14 protein-coding genes are annotated in these 15,764 nt (G+C 71.3%); 11 read left to right on the top strand and 3 right to left on the bottom strand.

Going from position 1 to position 15,764, the window contains the following annotated elements; all coding sequences use genetic code 11:
* Window positions 1-114: 114 nt before the first annotated feature.
* On the bottom strand, window positions 115-777 hold the full coding sequence (locus ACIQ7Q_RS28770) for a lysophospholipid acyltransferase family protein (protein WP_403868197.1): 663 nt from the start codon (window positions 775-777) through the stop codon (window positions 115-117).
* 235 nt (window positions 778-1,012) lie between these two features.
* Between ACIQ7Q_RS28770 and ACIQ7Q_RS28765 the strand changes: the two genes are divergently transcribed.
* The 3 genes from ACIQ7Q_RS28765 (at window position 1,013) to ACIQ7Q_RS28755 (ending at window position 3,424) form a co-directional block, all read left to right on the top strand.
* Complete coding sequence (locus ACIQ7Q_RS28765; protein ID WP_403868194.1) at window positions 1,013-2,167, top strand: glycerophosphodiester phosphodiesterase; 1,155 nt, start codon at window positions 1,013-1,015, stop codon at window positions 2,165-2,167.
* Between the two features lie 175 nt (window positions 2,168-2,342).
* Window positions 2,343-2,882 carry a sigma-70 family RNA polymerase sigma factor gene (locus ACIQ7Q_RS28760; protein ID WP_403868192.1) on the top strand — a complete coding sequence of 180 codons (540 nt, stop codon included), beginning with the start codon at window positions 2,343-2,345 and terminating at the stop codon, window positions 2,880-2,882.
* A gap of 38 nt (window positions 2,883-2,920) precedes the next feature.
* The gene (locus ACIQ7Q_RS28755) at window positions 2,921-3,424 is read left to right on the top strand and encodes a GNAT family N-acetyltransferase (RefSeq protein WP_403868190.1); all 504 of its coding nucleotides are present in this window, start codon (window positions 2,921-2,923) and stop codon (window positions 3,422-3,424) included.
* A gap of 22 nt (window positions 3,425-3,446) precedes the next feature.
* Here ACIQ7Q_RS28755 and ACIQ7Q_RS28750 read toward each other — a convergent pair whose 3' ends face one another.
* Both ACIQ7Q_RS28750 and ACIQ7Q_RS28745 read right to left on the bottom strand, forming a co-directional pair.
* Window positions 3,447-3,887: a hypothetical protein gene (locus ACIQ7Q_RS28750; protein WP_403868188.1), complete on the bottom strand. Its 441-nt coding sequence runs from the start codon at window positions 3,885-3,887 to the stop codon at window positions 3,447-3,449.
* A gap of 2 nt (window positions 3,888-3,889) precedes the next feature.
* Complete coding sequence (locus tag ACIQ7Q_RS28745) at window positions 3,890-4,249, bottom strand: hypothetical protein (protein ID WP_403868185.1); 360 nt, start codon at window positions 4,247-4,249, stop codon at window positions 3,890-3,892.
* 85 nt (window positions 4,250-4,334) lie between these two features.
* On the opposite strand from ACIQ7Q_RS28745, the gene ACIQ7Q_RS28740 reads away from it, so the two are divergent.
* From ACIQ7Q_RS28740 to cobA, 8 genes are all read left to right on the top strand, one after another.
* Window positions 4,335-4,982, top strand: coding sequence for an HAD-IA family hydrolase (locus ACIQ7Q_RS28740; protein WP_403868182.1), 648 nt, complete (start codon window positions 4,335-4,337; stop codon window positions 4,980-4,982).
* A 379-nt stretch (window positions 4,983-5,361) separates the two neighbouring features.
* Window positions 5,362-6,432, top strand: a complete 1,071-nt coding sequence (locus ACIQ7Q_RS28735; protein WP_403868179.1) for a methionine ABC transporter ATP-binding protein — start codon at window positions 5,362-5,364, stop codon at window positions 6,430-6,432.
* Entirely contained in the window at window positions 6,429-7,100 is a 672-nt protein-coding gene (locus ACIQ7Q_RS28730; protein ID WP_403868176.1) for a methionine ABC transporter permease, read from the top strand. The genes ACIQ7Q_RS28735 and ACIQ7Q_RS28730 overlap by 4 nt, the downstream gene beginning before the upstream one ends.
* 75 nt (window positions 7,101-7,175) lie before the next feature.
* Window positions 7,176-8,045: a MetQ/NlpA family ABC transporter substrate-binding protein gene (locus tag ACIQ7Q_RS28725; RefSeq protein WP_403868173.1), complete on the top strand. Its 870-nt coding sequence runs from the start codon at window positions 7,176-7,178 to the stop codon at window positions 8,043-8,045.
* 164 nt (window positions 8,046-8,209) lie between these two features.
* A complete protein-coding gene (locus ACIQ7Q_RS28720) occupies window positions 8,210-8,851 on the top strand; it encodes a GNAT family N-acetyltransferase (RefSeq protein WP_403868170.1) in 642 nt (213 codons plus the stop codon).
* Between the two features lie 123 nt (window positions 8,852-8,974).
* On the top strand, window positions 8,975-10,246 hold the full coding sequence (gene cbiE, locus ACIQ7Q_RS28715) for a precorrin-6y C5,15-methyltransferase (decarboxylating) subunit CbiE (RefSeq protein ID WP_403868167.1): 1,272 nt from the start codon (window positions 8,975-8,977) through the stop codon (window positions 10,244-10,246).
* Window positions 10,247-10,554: 308 nt separating this feature from the next.
* Entirely contained in the window at window positions 10,555-14,220 is a 3,666-nt protein-coding gene (cobT, locus tag ACIQ7Q_RS28710; RefSeq protein ID WP_403868164.1) for a nicotinate-nucleotide--dimethylbenzimidazole phosphoribosyltransferase, read from the top strand.
* Between the two features lie 207 nt (window positions 14,221-14,427).
* Window positions 14,428-15,660: a uroporphyrinogen-III C-methyltransferase gene (gene cobA, locus ACIQ7Q_RS28705; protein ID WP_403868161.1), complete on the top strand. Its 1,233-nt coding sequence runs from the start codon at window positions 14,428-14,430 to the stop codon at window positions 15,658-15,660.
* Window positions 15,661-15,764 lie beyond the last annotated feature (104 nt).

The raw sequence follows: 15,764 nt of genomic DNA, 5'->3' as shown, positions 1-15,764 counted from the left end.
GGCCGTGGGGGCGTTTGAGGCGCGAGGTTCGGGGCTGAGCCCGGGCGGGAGGGCCAGGTCCGGACCGTCGGCGTTCGAGGCCGGGGTCCGGGGACATTGCCCCCGGAACCAGCGCTACGCGGCCTTTGCCTTGGTCGCGTACATGTCCACGTACTCCTGCCCCGACAGCCGCATGACCTCCGCCATCACCGAGTCCGTCACCGCCCGCAGCACATAGCGGTCGCGGTCCATGCCCTCGTAGCGGGAGAACTCCATCGGGTCGCCGAAGCGGATCGAGACCCGGCCGGGACGCGGCAGGCCCGCGCCGCCCGGCTGGAGCTTGTCCGTGCCGATCACGGCGAACGGGACGACGGGCGCGCCGGTCATCAGGGTCAGGCGGGCGATACCTGTACGGCCCCGGTACAGGCGGCCGTCGGGGGAGCGCGTGCCCTCCGGGTAGATGCCGAAGATCCTGCCCTCCTCCAGCACCCGCCGGCCCGTCATCAGTGCCGCCACGCCGCCGTTGGCGCCGTCGCGGTCGACCGGGATCATGCCGCAGCCGGTGAAGAACCAGGCCATGGCCCGGCCCTTGAGGCCCTTGCCCGTGACGTACTCGTCCTTGCCGATGAAGTACACCGGCCGGTCGCAGACCAGCGGAAGGATCATCGAGTCGATGAAGGTGAGGTGGTTTCCGGCGAGGATCACCGGCCCCGACCCGGGGATGTTCTCCGCGCCTTCCACACGCGGGCGGAACATCAGGCGCAGGATCGGCCCGAGCACTGCCTTGATGAGCGTCAAGCGGGACAACGGGTCCTCCGGTGTCATGGGGCGGGCGGATACGGCCGGTGAAGTCTTTGCAGGTGAGGACGATACTCGCGGGTCACCCCGGATCGCACATCGGGTGCATGGAGCTGATACGCAGTGTTGACGTGTGTTTCCGCCGTGTTCGTGCAGCGTCTGCCGTCGGGAAGGCCCAACTGCCTACCATCGGGCGTCGCTTGACAGTGCGGGACATCACATGGAGGAACGTTTCATGACACAAGGTGCGAGCAGCAGTCCGGCGCGTCGGAGTGTGCTGGGAGCCGCGGTCCTCACCACCGCCGCGCTCGGCGTCGGTGTCGGCGGCGGGCCGGCGCAGGCGGGTGAACGCGGGGGAAGCGGCCGCCCGCCCGGCAGGGACCTGCCCGTGCCCACCGTGATCGCCCACCGCGGCGCCAGCGGCTACCGCCCCGAGCACACCATCGGCTCGTACCAGCTCGCCCTCGACATGGGCGCGCACGTCATCGAGCAGGACCTGGTGCCGACGAAGGACGGACATCTCGTATGCCGTCATGAGAACGACATCACCGGTACGACGGACGTTGCCGCGCACCCGGAGTTCGCTTCGCGCAGGACCACGAAGTCGGTCGACGGCGTCAGCCTGAACGGGTGGTTCACCGAGGACTTCACGCTCGCCGAACTGAAAACCCTGCGCGCCAAGGAGCGGATCCCCGGCACCCGCCAGGAGAACACCCTCTACGACGGCCGCTGGACCGTGCCCACGTTCGAGGAGGTGCTGCGCTGGGCCGAGCGGGAGGGCCGTCGGCGCGGGAACCCGGTGTGGCTGCACGTCGAGACCAAGCATCCCAGCTACTTCCGCGGGCTCGGCCTCGGTCTCGAGGAGCCGCTGGCGAAGCTGCTCCGCCGGTACGGGCGGCACCGCAGCAACTCGCCGGTCTTCGTGCAGTCGTTCGAGCCGAGCAGTATGCAGCGCATGGCCCGGTTGGTGTCGTCGCCGCGTGTCGTCCTGCTGTCGGGTGCGAGCTCCCGCCCCTGGGACTTCGTGGAGGCCAATGACCCGCGCACCGTCGCGGATCTGGTCGAGCCCGAGGGCTTGAAGTGGATCGCCTCGTTCGCCCAGGGGCTCGGCCCGACGCTGGACCTTGTCATCCCGAAGGACGCGAACGGCCGTCTGACGACACCGACGACGCTGGTACGTGACGCCCACGCCGAGGGTCTGATCCTGCACCCCTACACCATGCGCAACGAGAACACGTTTCTCCCCGCCGACTTCCGGCGCGGCACGGACCCGAATGCCTACGGCGACGTTTTCGGCGCATACGCGGCGTACTTCGCGACAGGTGTCGACGGCATCTTCACCGACAACCCGGACACGGGTCTGCTGGCAGCAGCCGACTTCACCGCCTGAACCCGAACGGGCAACCGGCCCCACCGGACCGACGCCGCGTCAACCGCTGTCGCCACACGCGGTTGACGCGGCGTCGCCCGTGATCCCCGGACAGCCGCGTCCCGGCCCCACCCCGTACGGGTGATGGCACTCCCGCGGGGCAACCGTCGCCCGTTCCTCGGCCGTCCCGCCCGGCATGACCGTTCTCGACGAAACACCGACCCCCGTCCATGTCGTCGGCGCGCTCAGGGACCTGGTGAGCGCCGAGGCGACGGCTGAAGCACCGGGCGCCTCTATGGAGGCCGGCGACCTGGAACAGGCCGTATGGGTAAGGCTCCTTGAGCAGCTCGGCGCCGACGGGCCGCCGCCCGACGCCGCGCGCTGGGTCCGGGCTGCCGTACGCGCGGAGGCGCGCCGCGCACGCAGGAAGGCCGCGCGCGAACTTCCGTACCGTCACGAGCCCTCCACCGACCCGGCGGGCGGGCCCGAGCGTGCCGCGCTCCGGAGCGAGCGCCGTCGTGTGCTGCGGGCCGCCGTGGCCCGCACTCCGGGGAACTGCCCCCGCCTGCTGGCTGCGATGTTGTCGCCCCACGATCCCACCTACCGGGAAATCGCAGGGACGTTGGGTATCTCACAAGGAAGTCTGGGGCCGCTTCGTTCTCGTTGCCTGGGATGTCTGCGCAGAATGCTCGCTGCAGAGGTTGCAGCTCCTGAACATCGGGGAAAGGAGCGGTAGACAACCGGCGGTGACAGGTGAGCGGGAGGCGTGCGCACATGGGCATGAGCGTGACCATCTCGGCGGCGGCGGAGACCGACGCGGAGCACATCCTCAAGCTGCAGTATCTGTGCTATCAGACCGAGGCCGAGCTCTACGGCGACTATGGCATCGAGCCCCTGACGCAGTCGCTCGCGGACCTCCGTGCCGAGATCGCCCAGGGCCCCGCCCTCGTCGCCAAGCTCGGTGACGAGGTCGTCGCCTCCGTGCGCGCCCGGGTGGACGACACGGGGACGGCCCGCATCGCCAAGCTGATCGTCCACCCCCGGATGCAGCGCCACGGCCTCGGCGGCCGGCTGCTCGACGCGATCGAACAGCGTTTCGCCACAGACCCGGCGGCCAAGCGGTTCCAGCTTTTCACCGGCCACCGCAGCGAGAGCAACCTGCGGCTGTACCGCAGCCGCGGTTATGTCCCGGTCTCTCGCGAACAGGTGGGACCGCGCCTGACCCTGGTCACCCTGGAGAAGGAGTCGTCCGCCCGCGCGTATGTGGCCAGCGCCTGACGCCCTGAAGAGATCCGGGGGGTCAGGAGACCCGCGAGCGCCGCAACCAGAGCATCCCGGTGACCGGCAGCAGCACCGGGATGAAGACGTAGCCCATGCCGTACTCGGACCACACCGTCGAGTCGGGGAACGCGGAGGGGTCCAGTACCGTCCACGTCCCCACGATCAGGACGCCCGCCAGCTCGGCGGCGCAGCACACCAGCGCCGCCTTGCGGGCGGTCTCGCCGCCCCGCACCAGTGTGTAGGTGATGAAGGCGTACACCACGGCGGCGACGGCCGACAGCACATGCGCGAGAGGGGCGCTGCCGAAGTCGGTGAGGATCTGGTAGACGGACCGGGACACGGCGCCGACGGACATCACGCCGTAGAGCCAGACCAGCAGCAGACCGGGTCCGGAGACCAGCTTCGTCCGCTTGCTCTGCGTCTTCTGCCGCGTGATGTCCTGCGTGGCGGGCTCGGCCATCGTCAGCCTCCCCAGATGTCGTGGAGGCGCACTTCGAGCACCGCGAGCACCACCGCGCCCGCCGCGACCGTCGCCGAGCCCCAGCGGGTCCGCTCGGCCAGCGAAAGGAATCCGGCCGCGGGCACCGCCAGGGCGGAGCCGATCAGATACGACAGGAAGATCGTGGTGCCCTCGTCGGCCTCCTCGCCCCGCCCGAGCTGCACGATCCCGACGACCAGCTGCGCGAGCGCCAGCACGCTCACCACGGCCATGCCGATGAAGTGCCAGTCCTTGGTGGGCTGATCGCGGTAAGCAGCGAAGCCGCACCACGCGGCGAGGGCGAGCGCGGTCACGGAGACCGCGACCGTCAGGGCGTCAAGCATGGGCTCGAGGGTATTACGGGCCAAAGGGCGCTATGCGCGCGGCCCCGGCGCAACCGGAGCACGACCGCCCACCTATGGTCGGTGCATGAAGCTCCACGCCGAAGCCCTGCTGTTCGACAACGACGGAACCCTCATCTCCTCCATGGAGTCGGTGAACCGCTGCTGGACCCGGTGGGCCGGTGAATACGGCATCACGGCGGAGGACTTCGCCCGCGTCGAGCTGCACGGCCGACCGGCCGCCGAGATAGCCGCCGACCTGCTGCCCGCGCATGTCCTCCCCGAGGCGGTGGCGCGCATCGAGCACCTCGAGGTCGAGGACGTGGCCGGGGGAGTGGTGGCACTGCCCGGAACGCTCGCTCTGCTCGCGCAGCTGCCCCCGGAGCGGTGGGCCGTGGTCACCTCCGCCACCCGGCGGCTCGCCGAGGCCCGGCTCGCGGAGGTCGGCGTGCTGCCCAAGATGATGATCGCCGCCGACGACATCACCCGAGGCAAGCCCGACCCGGAGCCGTTCCTGCTTGCCGCACGCCGCCTCGGCGTCGACCCCGCGCGCTGCGTGGTCTTCGAGGACGCTCCCGCGGGCCTCGCCGCCGGACGGGCCGCGGGCATGCGCACCGTGGCATTGACCACAACACACGGGCTCGATGAGCTTGCCGCCGATGTGGTCGTGCCCGATCTCTCCGCCGTGTCCGTGCAGGTCACCGCCGCAGGCGTCGAGATCACCGCCGGGGAGTGAGGTGTCCGTATAGCGCACAGAAGGCGTCCGCTATACGGACATGGCCGATCCGATCGTCGGCCTGCTGTTTTACTTGCACCCATGACCACGACGAGCAGCCGCACCCTTGCGACCGAGGCGATCACGACGCCCGGTGCTCGTTGTATGTGTCGAATGTGCGCCATCTGAGGGCCCCTGCCTGAGCCTCGCGCCCCGAAGCGAGACCGACAGCCGCGTCGCGTCCGATCGTCCCCGGAAGAACCAGGAACGCACCCGGACCGAGCCTGCCCGCGCACGTGTTGCCCCGGCCACCAGCCGAACCAGCCGTGCCGCATCGGAACCGAATGCCCCGTGCCCGGCGGACACCGCGCCGTGCACTCGACAGTGACGGAAACCCCCTGTGATCACCACTACGGGCCTTACCAAGGTCTACCAGTCGCGAGGCGGCCGCGAGGTCACCGCTCTGGACGGCGTCGACCTGCACGTCCGTGAAGGCGAGGTCTTCGGAGTCATCGGCCAGAGCGGCGCCGGCAAGTCCTCTCTGATCCGCTGTGTCAACCTCCTCGAGCGCCCGACGTCCGGCACCGTGACTGTCGCCGGAACGGACCTCACCGGCCTCGCCGGCCGCGGCCGGCGCGCCTCCAAGGAACTTCGCGAGGCACGCAGCCGCATCGGCATGGTCTTCCAGCACTTCAACCTGCTGTCGTCACGCACCGTGAAGGACAACATCGAGCTCCCCCTCGAGATCCTCGGCGTGTCCGGTGCCCAGCGCTCCCGCAAGGCGCTGGAACTCCTCGACCTGGTGGGCCTGGCCGACAAGGCCAAGGCCTACCCCGGCCAGCTCTCCGGCGGCCAGAAGCAGCGCGTCGGCATCGCCCGCGCACTCGCCGGCGACCCGAAGGTGCTGCTGTCCGACGAGGCAACCAGCGCCCTCGATCCCGAGACCACGCGCTCGATCCTCCAGCTGCTGCGTGACCTGAACCGGCAGCTCGGACTCACGGTGCTGCTGATCACCCACGAGATGGACGTTGTCAAGACGATCTGTGACTCGGCCGCCCTGATGAGGAAGGGAAGGATCATCGAATCCGGAACGGTGAGCGAACTGCTCGCGACCCCCGGCTCAGAGCTTGCCCAGGAGCTGTTCCCGGTGGGCGGTGAGGCCTCCGGCCCCGACTGCACGGTCATCGACGTCACCTTCCACGGCGAGGCCGCCACCCAGCCCGTGATCTCCCAGCTCTCGCGCACGTACAACATCGACATCTCGATCCTCGGCGCCGCGATGGACACCGTCGGAGGCAAGCAGATCGGCCGGATGCGCATCGAACTGCCCGGCCGTTACGAGGAGAACGTCGTCCCGGTCGGCTTCCTGCGCGAGCAGGGCCTTCAGGTCGACATCGTCGGTCCCGGCGATCAGTCGGCCTTCATTCCCGCGCAGAGTGCCCCCGAGCTGGTCAAGGAGGTCGCGAAGTGACCTGGTCCGAGATGGAGCCCCTGCTGAGCCAGGGAACGCTCGACACCCTGTACATGGTGCTGTGGTCCACCCTTGTCACCGTCGCGGGCGGACTGCCGCTCGGTGTGCTCCTCGTCCTCACCGACAAGGGGGGACTGCTGCAGAACACCCCGGTGAACAAGGTCGTCGGCGTCATCGTGAACATCGGCCGCTCGCTGCCGTTCATCATCCTGCTGATCGCGCTGATCCCGTTCACCACCCTCGTCGTCGGCACCTTCATCGGCCCCACCGCGATGATCGTGCCGCTCGCCGTCGGCGCCATCCCCTTCTTCGCGCGGCTCGTGGAGACCGCCATCCGCGAGGTCGACCACGGTCTGGTCGAAGCGGTCCAGTCCATGGGCGGCTCGATCCCCACCATCGTGCGCAAGGTGCTGCTGCCGCAGGCCCTGCCCTCGCTGGTCGCCGCCGTCACCACCACCGTGATCGTCCTCGTCGGCTACTCGGCGATGGCCGGCGCGGTCGGCGGCGAAGGCCTCGGGTCCAAGGCCGTCACCTACGGATTCCAGCGCTTCGAGACGCAGTTCATGCTCATCACGGTCGTGATCCTGATCGCCATCGTGACGATCGTGCAGCTCGTCGGCGACGGCGTCGTCCGGCTCCTCGCCCGCCGCGGACGCACCGCGAGCTGACCCCCGACTTCTCTCCCCACACAGCCCGCACTCCTTGTCCGGGCGACGTTCCACCACCAGAAAGAGGCACTTTTCGTGCGTAAGAACATCAAGCTCACCGCGGCTGCCGCCGCCACCGCCGCCACCGCCGCCCTCGCCCTCGGCCTCACCGCCTGCGGCACGGCCTCCGACCCGGGCGCCCAGGCCGACTCCGGCGCCAAGGCCGACGAGTCCAAGGCGCTCGTCGTCGCGGCGTCCCCGACGCCGCACGCCGACATCCTGAACCACGTCAAGGACAACCTGGCGGCCAAGGCGGGCCTCAAGCTGGAGGTCAAGGAGTTCACGGACTACGTCCTGCCGAACACCGCCACCCAGCAGGGCCAGGTCGACGCCAACTTCTTCCAGCACAAGCCGTACCTGGACGACTTCAACAAGAAGAACAAGACGACCATCGTCCCGGTCGTCAACGTCCACCTCGAGCCGCTCGGCCTCTACTCCAAGAAGGCCGACGACATCAAGGACATCAAGGCCGGCCAGACCGTCGCCGTCCCCAACGACACCACCAACGAGGGCCGCGCACTCCACCTGCTCGCCGACAACGGCCTGATCGCCCTCAAGGACGGTGTGGGCACCGACGCGAAGCTCTCCGACATCGCCGACGCGAAGGGCCTGAAGTTCAAGGAACTGGAGGCCGCCACGCTGCCCCGTGCCCTGAACGACGTCGACGCCGCCGTCATCAACGGCAACTACGCCATCGAAGCCGACCTCAAGCCCGCCACGGACTCGCTGGTGCTGGAGAAGGCCGAAGGCAACCCGTACGCCAACTTCCTCGCCGTCAAGGAAGGCAACGAGGGCGACAGCCGTGTGCAGAAGCTCGCCGAGCTTCTCAACTCGCCCGAGGTGAAGAAGTTCATCGAGGACAAGTACACCGGCTCCGTCGTGCCCGCCTTCGGCGCCGCCAAGTAAGGCTCATGCGGCCCTACTTGACTAAGGCCCCGCGCACCGACCAAGGTGCGCGGGGCCGCGTCGTACCCCACCCGGCCATGCGCGGCCCGCACCCGATGTTGCATGCTGTGCCTTTACGGCTACGACGATCCAACGGCTTTGACCATTTATCGACAGTCTTCGGCATGGAGCTGCGCATGACTACCGCCTTCCCGGACGTGTCCATCAGTACGGAGCGGTTGGTACTGCGCCCCTACGAGGACGCCGACGCCGCGGCTCACACCGAGATGATGAACGACGAGATGGTCACCGCGTGGACCTCCGTGCCGCACCCGTACACGGCCGCGGACTCCGAGGAATGGGTGCGCAGGATCGCTCCTGCGATACGGACGGAGGGCCACGGCATCGTCCTCGCCGTCACCGAGTTCCTCACCCAGCGGCTCGTCGGCGCCGTCCACCTGCAGAACACCAACTGGCGCACGCTGTCCACCGAGGTCTCCTACGTCACGGCCCCCTGGGCGCGCGGCGAGGGATACGCGACGGAGTCCGTCCTCGCCGTGGCCCAGTGGCTCTTCCGCAACCAGAAGTTCGAGCGCATGGAACTGCGCACCGCCGCGGACAACACCGCCTCTCAGCAGGTGGCGCAGAAGATCGGCTGCATCAGCGAAGGCGTCCTGCGCAACGCCTGGATAGTGCGCACCCAGATACCGGACGGCACCTGGGCGGACATACGCACCGACCTCATCGTGTGGAGCCTGCTGCCCGAGGACCTGGAGGCCGACCGCATGGCCGAGGCGGGCTACACCTCCTTCACCGACTGGAACTGATCCCCCGGGCGTGGTGAGAAGCCTCCCCAGGGCCCGCGGCCGGGGCCGCCAGGTACTCTCACCCTGCGACGCGTACCCGCGGAACTGCTCCGACCTGCGACAACCTCCAGGAGACTGACGACGATGGCCGACCGGGTCACGGTGATCGGCTGGGACGGTTCGCCGCTCACCCAGGCGGCCAGGTCCGCGCTGTCGGCCGCCACCCTGGTGGCCGGCGCCGCCCACCACCTGGCACTGCCTGAAGTTCCGCCGACCGCCGAACGCATCCGGCTCGGCAGCGTGGACCTCGCCGCCCGCAGGATCGCCGGACACCGCGGCAGCGCCGTCGTCCTCGCCGACGGGGACCCCGGCTTCTTCGGCGTCGTACGCACGCTGCGGGCACCCGAGTACGGCCTCGAGGTCGAGGTCGTCCCCGCCGTCTCCTCCGTGGCCGCCGCCTTCGCCAGAGCGGGCATGCCCTGGGACGACGCCCAGATCGTCGTCGCACACAGCCGTACGCTGCGCCGGGCGGTCAATGTGTGCCGGGCGCACACCAAGGTCGCGGTGCTGACCTCCCCGGGCGCCGGGCCCGCCGAACTCGCACTGCTGCTCGACGGCATCCACCGCACCTTTGTGATCTGCGAGGAACTGGGCACCGACCGGGAACAGGTCACCGTCCTCACCTCCGACAAGGTCGCCGACCACATGTGGCGCGACCCCAATGTCGTCATCGTCATCGGCGGCACCGGCAGTGCCGCCGCGCACACCGGCGCCGGCGGCTGGATCGCCGGCCGGGACCCGGGCTACCCCCCGGCCCTGCGCGGCTGGGCGCTGCCGCACGCCGAGACGGCCCCGGGCGAACCCGCAGAGACGGCCACGGGCGAGGGCGAGTACGCCGGACTGCGGGCGGCCCAACTCGCCAGGCTGGGACCCCGCGTCGGCGACCTCCTCTGGGACATCGGCAGCGGCAGTGGCGCACTCGCCGCGGAGGCAGCGCGTTTCGGCGCCGCAGTGATCGCCGTCGACGCCGACCCCGACGCCTGCCGCCGCACCGAGGCATCGGCCCGCCGGGTCGGCGTCCAACTCCACGTGGTGCAGGGGCGGGCGCCGCACGTTCTCGAACGACTGCCCGAACCCGACGTCGTGCGCATCGGCGGCGGGGGAGTGCCGGTCGTCACCGCCGTGGCGGACCGGCGGCCGGAGCGCATCGTCGCCCATGCCTCCACGCGTGACGAGGCGGAGGCCATCGGCGCGGCGCTCGCCTCCGGCGGATACGCCGTCGAATGCGCCCTGCTCCAGTCCGTCGAAATGGACACCTCCGACTGGTCGGAGCGGGAGCGATCGGTCGTCTTCCTGCTCTGCGGACGGCAGCCCGATCCGCGCCCCCGGCCCCCCGTCGCGGACGGCCCGGGGTAGGCTGGCCGATCGTTGTACCGCAGCCGGGTGTTCGTCGCTTCGTTCGTCAATGTCCGGAAAAGAGAGCCACTTTGGTTCCCAAATGTGGTACGCCGATACCGGGGGGTCGCGCGACGTGGCGCAGCCCACAGTGGACCGCGGCGGATCTTGCTGCCGCGGTGGCGAACGACCGCGACAATGTCTGGGTCCGTGGGTCAATCGTGCCGCGCGGCGCACACGCTCGTTCTTGTTGACGGGCGTCAGGTGTGCCGCTGTCGGACGTCCCGGGCGATGGGCGAAGGAGCAACCGATGGGCGAGAGGTACGCGCATGACTGACACCGGCCAGATCCCGGGCGAGGGGCTGCCGGAGAACGCAGGCATGGTGGAGCAGCCGGGCGTCCCCGCTCCCGGCGCGTACACCTACCTCGAACCCTCCGCGAGCAGCCCGGAAGAGGACGACCTCCTGCTGATGCCTGGTGCACAGGGCGCGTGGAGCGACCCCCAGCACGCTGCCATGGCTCCGGCCGGGCACATGCAGGCGGCGCCCGCCACCGATCAGTACGCGGCGGCGCCCGCGGGCGTTCAGCCGATGGCGCCCCAGGACGCGGCGCTGCACCAGAGCGGCGAATACCGGACCGACTACGGCTCCGCCGCGTACCAGGCACACGACTACCAGGCCGCCCCGGCTGTGCACGGAGTCGAGCAGGGGGCGGGGTCGCCCGCCCCGGCCGACGCGTTCGCACCGGGCTCGGCGCCGGACGCGGTGGCGGCTCCCGAGTTCGTCGAGGTCACGCCGGCAGCCCAGGAGTCCGCCTTCCACGTCCAAGCCCCGCCCGAGGACTCCCAGCAGTTCCAGGACGTCCAAGCCCTGCCCCAGGACTCCCAGCAGTTCCAGGTTCCGGCGCAGGAAGTCGCCGCGCAGGAGCCGTTGGTGCAGGTGCAGGGGACGATGTCGGTGATCCCGGGCGTGGCGCCGGACGACTCGGCCGCCGTTGCCGTGCAGGCGCAGGCCCCCGCCGCGGCCGAGGCGCCTGCCGAGTCCTCCGTCGAAACCGAGGCCTCGGCCGAGGCGGCCGCCGCAGCGGTGCAGGCGCAGGGCATGCCCCAGCACGAGGCGGTCGCCGCCACGCAGACGGCGGTCCACGAGACCGGCGCCCACGAGGCGGGCGGCCGTGACTCCGGCTCGGTCGACCTCGGCGCCGTAAGGATGCCCGCGGCCGCCACCTCCGCCATGCCGACGCCGCCTCCCGCGCGTCGCCCGCTCCACATGGGACCGCCTGTGCCCGACACCACCAGCGGCGTGGTCCGCTCGCTCGCCGACCGAGGACCGGCAGGAACGCCGCCGCACCCGATGGTCGTCCGCACCACCCCGGCGCAGCCCGCCCACACGGGCGTGGAATACCTCGACGTACCGCGCGAGGAGCCCGCCGCCGAGCTGCCCGGCCCGCAGCTGGGGGAGATCCCTCCGCAGGCCGGCGCCCCCTGGGATCCCCAGCCGCCACAGAACCACGCGCCCGCGGCTGTGCCCGTGGCTGCCGAAGAAACGGTCGTCCCGCAGGCGTCGGCCGAACCGGCGGCAGAGCCGACGGACGAACAGCCCGCCGCCGAGGCCACGTTGGAGCAGGCGCCCGTCCCGGCGGAGGCAACCGTGCCCGCTCCGCGCACGGGCGGCTTCGAGTCGCAGCAGCTCGCGGCGGCACAGGAGCCGGCCCCCGCACCCGAGGCCGCGTCCGAGCACGCGCTTCCTGTGGCCGCGGAAGTCCCGCAGAGCGAGCCCCTCGCCGACGCCGTGGCCGAGCCCGTCCCGGTCGAAGTCGCCCCTCTCCAGGCCCCGCAGGCCGAGACTTCGGCCGCCGAGGCGGGGAACGCCGCGCCGTCCGCGCCGGCTCCAGAAGCGGAGCCCGAGCCGGCTCCAGAAGCGGAGCCCGAGCCGGAAGCCGCGCCCGTCCCGGCCGCGCAAGCCGCCCCCGTCACCGAGCCCGTAGCCCAGCCGGACCCTGCCCCCGAGCAGGAGCCCGCACCCGAGGCCGTCGCGGAGCCCGCCCCCGCCGAGGCCGCTGCGGAAGCCGACACGGCTCCCGAGGCTGGCCCCGACGCGGCCGCTGCGGACGCGGCCCCCGCGGACGTGACCCCTGCGGACGCGGCCCCCGCCCCCGAGGCCGGCGAGCCCGCTCCGGGCGAGGACGCCGTCGTGTCTCCCGTCGCGGACGTCGGCGAGCCCGCGGGCGAGGCTCCGGCCCCGCCGCCGGCCGAGAGCGCCACGGCCCCCGCGCCCGGCTACGACGACGCCGAACGCGAAGCAGTCCTGCGCGTCATGCGCGAACGCCGTGACATCCGCAACGGTTTCCGCAGCGACCCCATCCCGCACGAGGTCCTCCTGCGGGTCCTCGAAGCGGCGCACACCGCGCCGAGCGTCGGCCACTCCCAGCCCTGGGACTTCGTCGTCATCCGCTCCGCGGAAACCCGCCGCACGATGCACGAACTCGCCCAGCGCCAGCGCGAGGCGTACGCCAAGTCGCTGCCCAAGGGCCGGGCGAAGCAGTTCAAGGAACTGAAGATCGAGGCCATCCTCGACACCCCGGTGAACATCGTCGTGACGGCCGACCCCACCCGCGGCGGCCGCCACACCCTCGGCCGGCACACCCAGCCGCAGATGGCCCCCTACTCCTCGGCGCTCGCCGTCGAGAACCTCTGGCTCGCCGCCCGCGCGGAAGGGCTCGGCGTCGGCTGGGTCTCCTTCTTCGACGAGCGCGAGATGGTCCGTACGCTCGGCCTGCCCGAGCACCTCGAGGTCGTCGCCTACCTCTGCGTCGGCTACGTCGACGAGTTCCCCGAGGAGCCCGAGCTGATGCAGGCGGGCTGGTCCAAGCGCCGACCGCTGTCCTGGGTCGTCCACGAGGAGACGTACGGACGCCGCGCGCTGCCCGGCGAGGAGCCGCACGACCTCCTGCAGGAGACCGTCACCAACATCCGCCCGCTGGACGCCAAGGCGCTCGGCGAGGCGTGGGAACGCCAGAAGCGGATGACCAAGCCCTCCGGCGCGCTGGGGATGCTGGAGATCATCTCCGCACAGCTCTCCGGCCTCTCCAGGATGTGCCCGCCGCCGATCCCGGAGCCCGCGGCCGTCGCGATCTTCGCCGGCGACCACGGCGTGCACGCCCAGGGGGTCACCGCCTGGCCCCAGGAGGTCACCGGTCAGATGGTCGCCAATTTCCTCGGCGGCGGGGCGGTCTGCAACGCCTTCGCCAACCAGGTCGGCGCCGAGGTCTGCGTCATCGACGTCGGCGTGGCCTCCGATCTGCCGGCCACCCCCGGCCTGCTGCCGCGCAAGGTGCGTGCCGGCACCGCCGACTTCACCACCGGACCGGCCCTCAGCCGTGAGGAGGTGCTCTCGGCGATCGAGGTCGGTATCGAGACCGCCCGTGACCTGGTGGCCGCCGGCAACAAGGCGCTGCTCACCGGCGAGATGGGCATCGCGAACACCACCACGTCCGCAGCGCTCATCTCCGTCTACACGGGCGCCGACCCGTCCGAGATCACCGGTCGCGGCACCGGCATCAACGACGAGATGCACGCCCGCAAGGTCGACGTCGTCCGCCGCGGCCTCGAACTCCATCGGCCCGACCCGGCGGACCCGATCGGGGTGCTGTCGGCGGTCGGCGGCCTGGAGCACTGCGCGCTGGTCGGTCTCATCCTCGGCGGCGCATCACTGCGGACACCGGTCGTCCTCGACGGCGTCAGCACGGGCGCGGCGGCCCTCGTCGCCCGCGCCATCGCCCCCGAGGCGCTGGCCGCGTGCATCGCCGGTCACCGCAGCGCGGAGCCCGGCCATGTGGCCGCGCTGAACAAGCTGGGCCTGCGTCCGCTGGTCGACCTCGACCTCCGTCTCGGCGAGGGCACGGGTGCCCTGCTGGCGCTGCCGGTGGTACAGAGTGCCGCTCGCGCCATGCACGAGGTGGCGACGTTCGACTCGGCCGGCGTCACAGAGAAGTAGGCCGTCTCCGCACCGCGCACCTGGTCCGCTCCGTCCCGGGTGCGCGGTGAACTGGTCCCGGAAGCAACTGTTCCGCAACGGCCCCGGAGGCTCCCCCGCGCGGGGCCGTATCGTGGTGGCCAGGACCCCTCACCCGTCCCCACCAGCCGCTTCAGCGTCGCAGCGGCCTCACTCACCGCCCTGCCCCGCCCGAGGAGCCGCACCGCCATGGCCGAGCACGTCCCGCACGCCGAGCAACCCGCCTACCCCGTCGGTCTCCGTCTCGCCGGGCGGCGCGTCGTCGTCATCGGCGGCGGGCAGGTCGCCCAGCGCAGGCTGCCGGCCCTGGTCGCGGCCGGCGCCGACGTCACCCTGATCTCCCCGTCCGCCACCCCCTCCGTCGAGGCCATGGCGGAGTCCGGCGAGATCACTTGGGCCCGCCGCCGCTACGAGGACGGCGACATCGCCGACGCCTGGTACGCCCTCGTCGCCACCAGCGACGCCGACGCCAACGCCCGCGCGTCCGCGGAGGCCGAGCGGACCAAGACCTGGTGCGTCCGCAGCGACGACGCGGAAGCCGCCACCGCCTGGACCCCGGCCACAGGACGCAGCGACGGTGTGACCGTCGCCGTCCTCACCGGCCGTGACCCGCGCCGTTCCGCCGCCGTGCGCGACGCGATCGTCGAGGGACTGCGCGACGGCACCCTCGCCGCGCCGCACCACCGCAGCCGCGCCCCGTTCGTCGCCCTCGTCGGCGGCGGCCCCGGCGACCCGGACCTGATCACCGTCCGCGGCCGCCGGCTGCTCGCGGAGGCCGACGTCGTCATCGCCGACCGCCTCGGGCCGCGCGACCTGCTCGACGAACTCCCGCCGCACGTCGAGGTGATCGACGCCGCGAAGATTCCGTACGGCCGGTTCATGGCCCAGGAGGCCATCAACAACGCCCTCATCGAGCACGCCAAGGCAGGCAAGGCCGTCGTGCGTCTCAAGGGCGGTGACCCGTATGTCTTCGGCCGCGGCATGGAGGAGGCCCAAGCCCTCGCGGAGGCCGGCATCGCCTGCACCGTCGTGCCCGGCATCTCCAGCTCCATCTCGGTCCCCTCCGCCGCCGGCATCCCGGTGACCCACCGCGGCGTCGCGCACGAGTTCACCGTCGTCAGCGGCCATGTCGCCCCCGACGACCCGCGCTCGCTCGTCGACTGGAAGTCCCTCGCCCGCCTGCGGGGCACGCTGGTGATCCTCATGGGTGTCGACAAGATCGGCGCCATCGCGCAGGCCCTCATCACCCACGGCAAGGCGCCCGACACCCCGCTCGCCCTCGTCCAGGAGGGCACGACCGCCGCCCAGCGGAGGGTGGACGCCACGCTCGCCACGGTCGCGGAGACCGTCAAGGCGCAGGACGTACGGCCCCCGGCCGTCATCGTCATCGGCGACGTCGTCGCCGTCGGCCCGCACAAGTGACCCCCGGCACGGACAACCACCGGCAGAAGTGGCCCCCGGCGCAAGTAACCACCGGTAACCGCATTCTGTGGGAACCGTTGGCACCGCACATCCAAGAAGGCAGT

Source organism: Streptomyces sp. NPDC096176, from assembly GCF_044763255.1.
GTDB lineage: Bacteria > Actinomycetota > Actinomycetes > Streptomycetales > Streptomycetaceae > Streptomyces.
Note: the sequence above shows the minus strand (reverse complement) of the source record. Positions and strands in the feature narration are given on the sequence as shown.